This window comes from Azospirillum sp. B506 (assembly GCF_000333595.1).
Lineage (GTDB): Bacteria > Pseudomonadota > Alphaproteobacteria > Azospirillales > Azospirillaceae > Azospirillum.
In genome coordinates this window covers 18,409-29,477 of sequence record NZ_BADK01001063.1, presented here as the reverse complement: position 1 = coordinate 29,477, position 11,069 = coordinate 18,409, and the positions used below count along the sequence as shown (strand labels likewise).

10 protein-coding genes and 1 pseudogene are annotated in these 11,069 nt (G+C 66.6%); 4 read left to right on the top strand and 7 right to left on the bottom strand.

Translation table 11 applies throughout. The features are described 5' to 3' along the window. The 3 genes and pseudogenes from I71_RS32830 to I71_RS32820 form a co-directional block, all read right to left on the bottom strand. Positions 1-788: pseudogene (locus I71_RS32830) on the bottom strand (hypothetical protein); the annotation flags it as partial. A gap of 12 nt (positions 789-800) precedes the next feature. Further along, complete coding sequence (locus I71_RS32825) at positions 801-1,400, bottom strand: BON domain-containing protein (protein ID WP_042704197.1); 600 nt, start codon at positions 1,398-1,400, stop codon at positions 801-803. Between the two features lie 222 nt (positions 1,401-1,622). Further along, complete coding sequence (locus I71_RS32820) at positions 1,623-2,468, bottom strand: N-acetylmuramoyl-L-alanine amidase (protein ID WP_042704196.1); 846 nt, start codon at positions 2,466-2,468, stop codon at positions 1,623-1,625. Positions 2,469-2,725: 257 nt separating this feature from the next. Between I71_RS32820 and I71_RS39050 the strand changes: the two genes are divergently transcribed. Continuing rightward, the gene (locus tag I71_RS39050) at positions 2,726-2,893 is read left to right on the top strand and encodes a hypothetical protein (RefSeq protein WP_199902320.1); all 168 of its coding nucleotides are present in this window, start codon (positions 2,726-2,728) and stop codon (positions 2,891-2,893) included. Between the two features lie 163 nt (positions 2,894-3,056). Here the strand turns inward: I71_RS39050 and I71_RS32815 are convergent, their stop codons facing one another. Continuing rightward, positions 3,057-3,443, bottom strand: a complete 387-nt coding sequence (locus I71_RS32815) for a hypothetical protein (RefSeq protein ID WP_049976456.1) — start codon at positions 3,441-3,443, stop codon at positions 3,057-3,059. 262 nt (positions 3,444-3,705) lie between these two features. Here I71_RS32815 and purU point away from each other — a divergent pair, with 262 nt between their 5' ends. Then, positions 3,706-4,572 (top strand): formyltetrahydrofolate deformylase, encoded by an 867-nt coding sequence (gene purU, locus I71_RS32810; protein WP_042704191.1) that lies wholly within the window; start codon positions 3,706-3,708, stop codon positions 4,570-4,572. A gap of 40 nt (positions 4,573-4,612) precedes the next feature. On the opposite strand, the gene I71_RS32805 is transcribed toward purU, so the two are convergent. Further along, complete coding sequence (locus I71_RS32805; protein WP_042704190.1) at positions 4,613-5,416, bottom strand: response regulator; 804 nt, start codon at positions 5,414-5,416, stop codon at positions 4,613-4,615. 931 nt (positions 5,417-6,347) lie between these two features. Between I71_RS32805 and I71_RS32800 the strand changes: the two genes are divergently transcribed. Continuing rightward, the gene (locus I71_RS32800) at positions 6,348-6,851 is read left to right on the top strand and encodes a hypothetical protein (protein ID WP_042704187.1); all 504 of its coding nucleotides are present in this window, start codon (positions 6,348-6,350) and stop codon (positions 6,849-6,851) included. Positions 6,852-7,074: 223 nt separating this feature from the next. After that, positions 7,075-8,841, top strand: coding sequence for an AMP-binding protein (locus I71_RS32795; protein WP_244434199.1), 1,767 nt, complete (start codon positions 7,075-7,077; stop codon positions 8,839-8,841). A 5-nt stretch (positions 8,842-8,846) separates the two neighbouring features. On the opposite strand, the gene I71_RS32790 is transcribed toward I71_RS32795, so the two are convergent. Together I71_RS32790 and I71_RS32785 are read right to left on the bottom strand one after the other, a co-directional pair. Then, positions 8,847-9,737 carry a ChbG/HpnK family deacetylase gene (locus I71_RS32790; protein ID WP_042704185.1) on the bottom strand — a complete coding sequence of 297 codons (891 nt, stop codon included), beginning with the start codon at positions 9,735-9,737 and terminating at the stop codon, positions 8,847-8,849. Positions 9,738-9,795: 58 nt separating this feature from the next. Beyond that, the gene (locus I71_RS32785; protein WP_042704182.1) at positions 9,796-10,749 is read right to left on the bottom strand and encodes a DMT family transporter; all 954 of its coding nucleotides are present in this window, start codon (positions 10,747-10,749) and stop codon (positions 9,796-9,798) included. Positions 10,750-11,069: the final 320 nt, after the last annotated feature.

Genomic DNA, 11,069 nt, shown 5'->3' with positions numbered 1-11,069 from the left:
TCGGCCAGCGCGTTGGTCAGGCCGCTGTCGCCGCGCCAGGCCGCCGCCTTGGCGATGTCGGCGAGGTTGTAGATGCGGGTCGAGCAGTCGTTGATCTGCCGGGTGATGTCGAGCGCCAGCGGCGTCTGCCCCATCAGCGACAGGGCGCGCGCCACGAACAGATCCTGGCCGGAGCTGTCGGCGACGCCGCCGCGGCGCACCGCGCTGACGAAGGGGGCCATGATCTCCTTGGCACGGCCGACGTCGCCCAGCTGCTGGTAGGCGACGGCCAGCGACAGCCAGTCCCAGCGCGCGGCGTTGATCGGCGTCTCCACCGGTGGCAGCATCTCGCCGATGCGGTGGAGGAAGCACAGGCTGTTCAGCGCGTCGTTGCAGACCAGCGCCCGGATGCGCGAGCGGAATTCGTAGAAATCGAAATCGCCGACGAACTGGTTGGTGACGAGCTGCACCGCCAGCGGGCTGTCGGGATATTTCGTCACGATGTCGTTGAACAGCTTGTCCGCCTCCTTCAGCAGGCGGCCCTCCTCGGCGACGTCATAGGTGTTGTCGGCCTGCCGGATCAGTTGCAGCGCCTGGACGAACAGCTTGTTGGCCGGACCCGGTGTGCCGGCGGCCGGGTTGTCTGCGCCGCCGCCGTCCTGATCCTGTGCCACCGCCTGCATGCCCGAATCAGCTGCCGCCTCCTGCGCCGGAACGGGACCGGCCACAAACGCCGCCGGCAGACTCAGGGCGGCGGCGATTGCGGCGGTGCGGAGAACGGCGAGGACACGGGATAGGGCGGAGGCCATGGCGGTCGGGGATCAACCCTGGAGGTTTGAGAGCAGACGGACGTAGCTGACGACGCGCTGGACGTTGGGAACCGAACGGGCATGCTGGATCGCGCGGTCCAGCTCCTCCTGTGAACTGGCGACACCCATCAGATAGACAACCCCATCGACGGTATCGATGCTGTAGTTCTGACTATGAATATCCGCATCGAAGGTGATGTGGCTGCGGATCTGGGTCGAAATCCAGGTGTCGCGCGCGGTGTCCACGATGCTGGACCCGTTGTCGATCTGGATTTCGTTGATGACTTCCTTGACTCCCTGCGCCTGCCAGGCGAGGCGGACGGCGTCGAGCCGCATCTGCGCGTCGGCGGCGCGGCCGGTCAGCAGCACGCGGCCCTGGTCGACGGTCAGGCCGATGCGGTTGGTCAAGTCGACCGAATGCTGCAGCCACAGCGAATTGATGCGGGCGCGGATTTCGGTGTCGCTGACGAAGCCGCCGAAGCCGCGCTCCTGCGACGCGACCACCGCGGTCCCGCCCGCGGCGCCCAGCACCAGCGGTCCGCAGCCGGCCAGCGAGACACCGGCGGTGCAGGCGAGTGCGAACAGTCTCCAAAGGCGGCCCGAACCCGTCACAGAGTGGCTCCCTTCGCCTGCATGCCGAACGCCGGGCGGATGCGGCGCGCGGCCGGAAAAAGTCACGGCGGAACGGTCTTTGCAATGGGGAAATTCGAGGCTTTCACCAGTCATCGTCACTTTGTCCCGAGGTGATGCACGGATGTTGCAGTCGCTGCGAGTGCGAAGGGATATCCGCGACGCCAATGTCGCCGCGATGCCTTCGCCAGTCTTGGGGCAAAATCAGGCGAAAGCTGGGCTGGACAGCACGCCGGCGATCTCGCGGGCCAGAACGCGCGACACCACGCGGCGGGCGGTCGCGTCGCGCAGGATTTCCTCGTCCCTGGGATTGGAGAGGAATCCGGTTTCCACCAGCACCGACGGCACGTCCGGCGCCTTCAGCACCGCGAAATTGGCCGCCCGCATCGGGTTGTCGAGCAGGCGCAGCTCCTTCCCCGCCCCTTCCACCAGGATCTGGCGGGCGGCCAGCGAGGCATGGCGGGTGTGGCGTGCCGTCAGGTCCATCAGGATGTCCTTGACGATCCGGCCGCCGCCGACCGACCCCGGCTTGCCGAAGCGGTCGGCCTGATTTTCCTGTTGGGCGAGGCGCGAGGCGAAGGAATCCGACGCCTTTTCCGACAGGATGTAGGCGGACAGGCCGCGGGCGTCGGCATTGGGGGCGCTGTCGGCATGGATCGATACGAACAGGTCGGCCCCTGCCTCGCGCGTCAGCGCCACCCGCTCGTCCAGCGCCAGGAACCGGTCGTCGTGGCGGGTCAGCTTCACGGCCACGCCATGGCGATCGGCCAGGATGCGCGCGACGTCGCGGGCGATGTCCAGCGTCACCTCCTTCTCGAAGGTGCCGCGGGTGCCGATGGCGCCTGGATCGTTGCCGCCATGGCCGGGATCGAGCATCACCAGCCGGGGCCGCGACGTTGTGCCGCCGCCGGCCGGCTTGCGGTCCGGCCGTCGTTCAGCCGCCTGCGCCCCTTCCGAAACGGCCGGCCGGACCAGCGCCAGACCCGCCGCGCCGAAGGCGGTTAACCAAAGTTTGCTCAGCCCAAGCCCAAGCAGCTGTCGTCGATCCATGGCGAAAATTACCGTACTGCAAAGGAGGGAGGCCGGTGGCGCCAGACCGCGCCCTCCGTTCATCTAGCCTGATTCATTAACCAATGCGGCGGCGCAAAAGTATTGTCAAGGCCGGGGAGATTACCGTTTCTGAATATTTGTGGACGTTCGGCGAAGCGGGCAGACTTGACCCTCCGAGGATTCGACAGACCTCATTGGTTGCTTGAAGGCAGACTGGAAAAGCGCTAAAATTTTAGCGATCAGCTCGGGAGGTGTCGATGTTGAGGAAGGCCCTGTTCAACATCATCCGGCAAGAGCAGCGCGATATCGAGGACAAGCTCGAACGCGAAGAGCAGCAGCCGAGTCCTGACGTCCGCCGGATCGTCGGCCTGCGGCAGGAGGCGACCAGCCTGCGTCGTGAATTGGAACATTTCAACGACGTATGAACCCGGCCCCGCCTTGGCTGCCGGGTATCGCACTGGCTAGGTGCCGCTGAATTTTGTGACCGACCGGTCGCGCCCCCTTCTCCGCAGGATCGCGGGGAAGGGGATTTTTGTTTGCGGACCCGGGTCTGGGCCATTCAGGCGCCGCTGAAAACATCCGCGGGCCTCACCCCAGCTTGGCGTAACCGCGCTCGATCACCCGTTCGGCGGCCTCATAGACGGCCAGCATCTCTTCGTAGGCCGCGCGCAGGCGGGCGAGCTCGCTGACGGCGGCGGGATCGGGGTGCCGGGATTCGGACATCTTCAGCCCGGCATGGATATAATCGGCGCGCAGTTCCGCCACCCGCACCGCCATGCGCAGGAAGGTGTCGCGGTTCAGAGTCGGCAGCTCGCGGCCGATGACCTCGCAGTTGGCCTCCAGGATCGCGGCATCCATGTTTTCCAGGAAATGGCGGATGCGCTGGCTGCGGCTGCTGTCGGCGGCATCCGCCGTCATCAGCTTGTCGACCTTGCCCTTGGTGTATTCGCCGATGATCTTGCCGCCGGTTGCCATGGGTGATCGCGCCTCCCTTCGCCGGCCGTTGCGGCCGGGACGGGCAATTGTCGCACCGCCTGACTATCGACGCCAGAGTGGCGTGGGCCGGCCGGGGTCGGGGGCGATCCCGCTTGACCGCGATCGGTCCGCCGCCACCGGATCGGTGCAGGCCAATCGATGCAGGCATGTGCGGAAACACTCATGAAGCGGGTGCAACATCGCGGCGTTCGTGCTACGGAAGCCTCCCCCTTTTCTTGCTGTACGTCATGGTGGACGCGCGATGTCTGAGACCGGCTCCGACTATATCCTCACCGTTTCCTGCCCCGACACCGTCGGCATCGTCTTCGCGGTGTCAGGCTTCCTGGCGGAGCGGAGCTGCAACATCATCGACAGCGCTCAGTTCGGAGACCGCATCTCCGGCCTGTTCTTCATGCGCGTCAGCTTCAACGGCAATCCGGCCGGGCCGGCGAAGGCGCAGCTGGAGGCCGAATTCTCCGCCCAGGTGGCGGACCGTTTCGGCATGACCTGGAAGATCCATGACGCCCGCCGCCGTCCGCGGGTGCTGATCATGGTGTCGAAGTTCGGCCACTGCCTGAACGACCTGCTGTACCGCTACCGCACCGGCTACCTGCCGATCGAAATCCCGGCCATCGTCTCCAACCACCGCGATTTCTATCAGCTGGCGGCGTGGCACAACATCCCGTTCCACCATCTGCCGGTCGGGTCCGACAACAAGGCGCATCAGGAAGCCCGCCTGCTGGAGATCGTGGAGGAGGAGAAAGTCGACCTGGTGGTGCTCGCCCGCTACATGCAGGTGTTGTCGGGCGCGCTGTGCGAGCGGATGGCCGGCCGGGTCATCAACATCCACCACAGCTTCCTGCCCAGCTTCAAGGGCGCCAAGCCCTATCACCAGGCCCATGCCCGCGGCGTGAAGCTGATCGGCGCCACCGCGCACTATGTCACCTCCAACCTCGACGAAGGCCCGATCATCGAGCAGGAGGCCGAGCGCGTCGATCATACGATGACGCCCGACGACCTGGTGGCCATCGGGCGTGACATCGAGAACATCGTTCTGGCGCGTGCCGTCCGTTACCATGTGGAGCATCGCGTGCTGCTGAACGGCAACAAGACGGTGGTCTTCCGCTAACCCCTGCCGGGTGAAGGCGGGATGAAGCGGCGCGGCCCCCTCAGTGGGGCTGCGCCGTCTCGCGGGCGTCTTCCGGCTGGGGCATGAACACCGCGCGGGTGATCGCCTGTTCGATCTGGTCGCGGGTGAAGGGCTTCGGGATCACCGGACCCAGATGCTCCAGCCCGTGCTTGGCCAGATCGTCGGGGAAGGCGGTGACGAAGATCACGGGCAGGAACCGGCGGGCGCGCAGTTCGCGCGCCACCTCCAGCCCGTTGTCGCCGTCGGCCAGCCGGATGTCCATCAGGGCCAGCGTCGGCCGGTGTTCGGCGGCCAGCGCCAGCGCCTCGTCCATCGTCGCCGCGTTGCCGCAGACGATGTGGCCCATGCCGCGCACCGTCTCCGCCAGATCGTAGGCGATGATGGCGTCATCCTCGACGATCAGGATGGTGGCGGTCAGGCGGGCGCGGACGCGCTCGCGGGCATGGGTCAGCCGTTCCACCGCATCTTCCGGGGCGATCCCCAGGACGGCGGCGGCATCGCCGACCGGCAGATCCTCCAGATTCACCAGCAGATACAGGCGGCGGTCGGTCTCCTCCAGCGTCATCAATGCGGATTCGACCGGATGATAGGGTGCCGCGGCGGGCGGCAAGCCGTCCTCGTCCTGCAGCTTGTTCAAATGACGATAGAAGAGGCCGCGCGACAGGTCGCCGCTCCGGCCGGTTTCCGCCTCCTCCGCCTCCAGATACCATTCGAGGGTGCGGGTCACCAAGGCGTCCCCCCGCCCGTTCGTCCCGGTCAGCGCGCGGGCATAGCGGCGCAGGTAGGGCAAGTGCTGCATGAAGTGACCGGTGTACTGCTCCATCTCTCTCCCCGTGCCTTTCTGCGGCGCGTGTTCCTGGCATTCACCCAATGTGCCGTCCCGGAAACCGGATACGGCCGGTGCAAATCGATCTCTCCCGGTCCGCCTCTCCCGGGTCCGCATGTCCGGAGCATCGCGGGCGGCGAAACCGGGCCGGCGCTGCCGCCGAAGGCCGCGACGTCGTCGATGCCGCTTCGATCAGCAGACTGACGCATCCCGACCTGCAACGGTCAAATTCATATGGCGCAGTCCGCGGCCTAACGGGAGTGAACCCGAAAGATTTATTCGAGATACCTTCAATGGATTACTCAGTATGCATAGTATGAAACACGGGCTGGACTGGAGCGGGTGGCTCGGGCGTGCGGCCTATGACCAATACCGCATAGGGGATGCCGGAGGGGTGGCTTTAACCGTTCGGAAAGACTTACAATACTACTCTGGCTTTGCCCTCCGGCATTTGCTGTGAGAGGGCGAGGCGAGTGTTCCCGATCCTCGTACGCGCCGGCCATCCCCCAGGCCGGCGCGTTTTTCTTTTCCCTCGCCGCACGGATCGGAAAGCCGACCGGGCAACATGGGAACCAAACGGTCAGGCCCGTGGTGGAGCGGGCATGGTGTCAGTCCTCCCTGAGCCGCCGATCCCTTCGTTGGCGGACGCCGCGCCATCATGCGAATGGTTGTCGACGGCGCATTTTTATCTGTCACGATAAGGGCCGGGCCATCGCCTGGATTTCGTCAATCGGGGATATTCACAAGCCGGGACTTGCAACGGGCTTAATCCGACGTTAAGGACATCGGCCACACGGTTGGGGGCAAGCGTTGGAAGACGCACCATCCGTGCGGAAGGCCGGCGGAGCTGTGCCGGCCGGGATATCACGGGAACGCCGCATCGGGTCCGGGTTTGTGCATGGAAGACCAAGAGTTGGATCGGTCCCTGATGGACGGCATTCCGCCGGATGAACTGGCCGACTTCGCCCGGTGGCGGGAGCGCGTGCGCGGAACGAACATTTCCGAGAAGACGCTGCTGGCGACCGACTATCTCAATCACTTCAACGAAATCGTGATGCTGATCGAGATGATCCCGGACATGCCGGACATGCTGGAGGAATGCCGCATCTGGCAGCCCAAGAGCTATGCCGAACATTTCCGCGACAGCGGCTTCTCCGACAAGGAGCTTGCGATCGAGGCCTACGGACATGTGCCGTCGAAATTCCTCCGCCCCTTCGAGGACACCATCGCCCAGGCCCATCAGGTGATCGCCCATACGCTGGAGCGGATCGGCACCGACATCGACAGCGGCGACCCTGACAAGCTGCGGATGGACTGCCAGACCTCCGTCGCGATGATCCACCGCATCATCCAGGTCGCCAACGGGATCATCCACGGCACCGCCCATGTGATGGAGCAGGGCGAGATCGACCTTTATCTTCAGAACGGCTGAAGATCGGTACGCCGATCCGTACTTTCGTTCCAGATCGTGCGTCTTACCAACGAAAAACAGTCTATTTCAGTCACTTGTCCCGGCGCGAATGGCGATTGATGGTGCATCCACCATTCGTTCGTTGCATGGCTCACTTGCGCCCCCTGGCACTATAGTCGGAGCATAAAAGATAAGACGGAGGCGTGTTCATGCGTCCTCTGCGGGGGGAGATGGAGCATTGCCCATGAAGGGATGCGCATTCGCGCCGGCCGACGGCATGGCCGTGTCTGAACCGCGTGTGTGGCGGCCGGGTCCGCCCGCCGATCACGCCGGCCCCGCTCTTCCCGCTCTGCAACGGGGGGAGGCGGCGCAGCGCATGATGCCATCCGGCCATCTGGACAGCTTCACCCGCGACCGGCTGCCGGCACCGTCGCAGCGTCCCGATCTGATTCTCGACCGTCCCGAACTCCGCTATCCTGAGCGGCTGAACGCCGTTTCCCTGCTGATCGACGGCTGGCGCGAGCGCGGCTGGGACGGACGTCCCTGCCTGATCGGCGGCGATGGCGAGGTGTGGAGCTATGGCCGGATGCGCGACACCGTCGACCGCATCGCCCGCGTCCTGACCGAGGATTACGGGTTGGTCACCGGCAACCGCGTCCTGCTGCGCGGCCCCAACACGCCGATGCTGGCCGCCTGCTGGCTGGCGGTGATCAAGGCCGGCGGCGTCCTGGTGCCGACCATGCCGCTGCTGCGCGCGCCGGAACTGGCCGACGTGCTGAAGCGCGCCGCCATCGACATGGCGCTGTGCGACACCCATTACCTGGACGATCTGGAAGAGGCGGCCCTGCCGTCGCTGCGCATCGTCGGCTTCCGCGATGGCGAGCTGGAACACCGCATCGCCACCAAGCCGGCCGGCTTCAAGGCGGCCGACACGGCGCAGGACGATGTGGCGCTGATCGCCTTCACCTCCGGCACCACCGGCACGCCGAAGGCGGCGGCGCATCTGCACCGCCATCTGCTGGCGATTTCCGACCTGTCGCCGCGCTCGGTTCTCGGCACGACGGCCGACGACGTGTTCTGCGGTTCGCCGACCCTGGCCTTCGCCTATGGGCTGGGCGGGCTGCTGCTGTTCCCGCTGCGCATCGGCGCGTCGGTGATCCTGCTGGAGCGCGGGACCGCCGACCGGCTGCTGGATGCGGTGAACCGTCACAAGGCGACGGTGATGTTCACCGTGCCCACCGTCTATCGCGGCATGATCGGCCGGATGACGGCGGATCCGGCGCTGGCGCGCGGGGTGTCCTCCCTGCGGCTCTGCATCTCGGCCGGGGAGCCGCTGCCGCAGCAGACCTTCGAGGGTTGGCGCGACGCCACCGGTCTGGAGATCCTCGACAGTCTGGGCACGACCGAGCTGCTGAACGCCGTCCTGCATGCCGTGCCCGGCAATGTCCGGCCGGGTTCCACCGGCAAGCCGGTCCCGGGCTATGAGGCGATGGTGGTCGACGACCAGTTCCGCCGGCTCCCTCCCGGCCAGGTCGGCCGGCTGGCGGTGCGCGGGGCGACCGGCTGCCTCTATCTCGACGATCCGCGCCAGGAAAGCTATGTCCAGCAGGGCTGGAACCTGACCGGCGACGCCTTTCACGTCGATGAGGACGGCTTCTTCTGGTATCACGCCCGCACCGACGACCTGATCGTCTCGGCCGGCTACAAAATTTCCGGCCTGGAGGTCGAGAACATCCTGCTGAGCCACGCGGCGGTGCAGGAATGCGCGGTGATCGCCGCCCCCGACCCGGTGCGCGGCACCATCCCCAAGGCCTTCATCGTGCTGCGCGACGACGTCCGTCCTGACGAGCGTCTGGCCGAGGAACTGCAGAGCTTCGTCAAGGAGCACATCGCGCCGTACAAGTACCCGCGCGCGGTGGAGTTCCTCGATGCGCTGCCGCGGACGGAGACCGGCAAGGTCCAGCGCTTCAAGCTGCGCCGCCGCGCATGGCAACCGGACGAGGCGGAATAGAGCGGCTACCGCGCGAAGCCCGAGAAGCGGGTCAGGCGGATGTTGCGCGCCTCCAGAAGGGCGGCGAAGTCCGGTCCGCGCAGATAGTCGTACTCGGCACGCCGGGGCTCGACCAGCGTATCGACGCGGCGCAGCTCTTCGTCGGGCAGGCCGGGGTGGACCATCACCAGCGTCCGGCCGCCGATCCCGTCCAGGAAGCGTGGCATCAGCTCGGCAAAGGGCTGCCCGGAGGCGAAGTCGTAGACACCGGCGAAGCGGTCGTTGGACGGAATGCCGCGCATCCGCACCATCTGCCTCAACCCGCCGCGCAGCCCGCCCCCGAGTGCGCCGATCAGCAGGGTCTTTGGCACTGCGACACCGCGGCGCAGAACCGCCGCCACCAGCTCCCCGCACAGGCGGACATAGGCGCCGGGCAGGTCGGCCAGCGCCTCCACCACGGCATCGCGGACGCCCGGCAACTGGTGGATGTGCTGGTGGCCATCGATGTAATCGGGCGGACCGCCCCAGGCGTCGGTGAAGGCGGCGATCTGGCGCGACAGTTCGTCACGGATTTCGGCACGGGCCGCCGGCCCCGCCAGTTTCCCGCGATAGGCCAGGCCCATCAGCCGGCCCAGCGGCGGCAGCCGCCCATCCGGTGCCAGGATCGGCATCGGCCCCAGCGGCGGCTGGTCGGTCAGGGTGAAATGCAGTCCGACATCGGCCTTGTCCTTCAGCTCGCGCAAGGCGGCGGCCCCGCTGCGCCAATGGGGGCAGAGGCTCATCACCGAGGTCGCGGTCAGCCTTCCCGCGGCGATCAGGTCGCGGATGGCGGCATTGACGCCGGGCGCCAACCCGTAATCGTCGGCACAGAGAAGAAGCGGGGTGGGAAGAAGCGGGGTGGGGGCGGTATCGGGCATGACCGGAAGAAGGCAGGAGGCGGGCGTCCGGCCAGGATGGTCGGGCGGGCGCTGCCGATCAAGCGGCTTCGGTCGCCGCCGCGGCAGCCGCCGGCTTACGGGTCTGCAGGGTGGCCAGCATCACGCCCGGCAGCACGAGAGCCACCCCGGTCAGATGGAAGCCCTGGAGCGGTTCGGCCAACAGCACCCAGGAGGCGAGCGCCGCCCACAGTGGCGACACGTACAGGGCGGTGGAGGCGCGGGCCGCTCCCATCATCACGATGGTCTTCTGATAGGCCAGCAGAGCCAGGACCGAGGCGAACAGGGCCACTGCGGCGATCGACAGGATGGTCGAGGCCGAGAAGGGGACCGGCCGCACCGCCACCGTCTCCCACGCATAGAAGGGGGCCAGCACCAGCACGCCGGCAAAGGCATTGGCGGCGAAGGCGGTGAGCACCGGCAGGGGTGTGCCCGATTGCCGCAGCAGGATGGTGTAGACCGACCAGGACACCGCCCCGGCCAGCACCAGCAGGTCGCCGCTATTGAAGGAGAGGTGCCGAAGCGCCTCCAGGTCGCCGCGGGTCAGGATCGCCAGAACGCCGGCCATCGCCAGCAGGATCCCCAGAACCTGCCGCGGCCGGATCGCGTCGCCCAGCCAGACGGCGGCCAGCGCCAGGATCATGGCCGGGCTGGTGGCGTAGATCAGGCTGGCGTTGGTGGCGCTGGTCCGCTCCAACCCGTAATAGACGATGGCGCCGGAAATCCCCTGGCCCAGCACGCCAAGCAGCAGGTAGCGCCGCCACTGCGCCTTCAGCTGGCTGCGGTGGGCCAGCAGGCCCGGCAGCGCGAAGGGCAGCACGATCAGAAAGGCAATCAACCAGCGCCAGAAGGCCAGCCCGATCGGCGGCACCACATGCGCCACCGCCCGCCCGACCACCGGGTTGGCGGCCAGCAGCGCCGAGCCGACGATGTAGAGGCCGTAGGCGGCCAGCGGGCCGGTTCGCAGAACGGCCGGCAGGAGTGGAAGGGACATTGCCGGATCGTTATCCAAAAAAGGGTTCCATGACGGGGACAACCCAGCCTAACATGGCGTTCGCGCACGCTTTTACGGCCGGTGTGCATGGCAGCCGCCCGGCACCTTCCGGCGGCGTGCGCTCGCGAAGCTGCCCACCCGGATAACCTGAGTCGCAAGGGAAGGAAGCTGCCGATTCGGTCAACCGGATGGTTGGCTTTGCAACTGTTTCGTTTTCGGGGGCGAAATCTTAATCTTACGGTCGCGCTGGGACCACAAATTGTGCCCTGCGCCACGGTATAGCCACGTATGCATGTTGGCGTTGACAGGCGCCTTCGGCA

Excerpts from the sequence above, each read along its gene's own strand:
- I71_RS32820 (WP_042704196.1), bottom strand. The coding sequence starts at position 2,468 with ATGGATCGACGACAGCTGCTTGGGCTTGGGCTGAGCAAACTTTGGTTA.
- I71_RS39050 (WP_199902320.1), top strand. The coding sequence starts at position 2,726 with ATGTTGAGGAAGGCCCTGTTCAACATCATCCGGCAAGAGCAGCGCGAT.
- I71_RS32815 (WP_049976456.1), bottom strand. The coding sequence starts at position 3,443 with ATGGCAACCGGCGGCAAGATCATCGGCGAATACACCAAGGGCAAGGTC.
- purU (WP_042704191.1), top strand. The coding sequence starts at position 3,706 with ATGTCTGAGACCGGCTCCGACTATATCCTCACCGTTTCCTGCCCCGAC.
- I71_RS32805 (WP_042704190.1), bottom strand. The coding sequence starts at position 5,416 with ATGGAGCAGTACACCGGTCACTTCATGCAGCACTTGCCCTACCTGCGC.
- I71_RS32800 (WP_042704187.1), top strand. The coding sequence starts at position 6,348 with ATGGACGGCATTCCGCCGGATGAACTGGCCGACTTCGCCCGGTGGCGG.
- I71_RS32795 (WP_244434199.1), top strand. The coding sequence starts at position 7,075 with ATGAAGGGATGCGCATTCGCGCCGGCCGACGGCATGGCCGTGTCTGAA.
- I71_RS32790 (WP_042704185.1), bottom strand. The coding sequence starts at position 9,737 with ATGCCCGATACCGCCCCCACCCCGCTTCTTCCCACCCCGCTTCTTCTC.
- I71_RS32785 (WP_042704182.1), bottom strand. The coding sequence starts at position 10,749 with ATGTCCCTTCCACTCCTGCCGGCCGTTCTGCGAACCGGCCCGCTGGCC.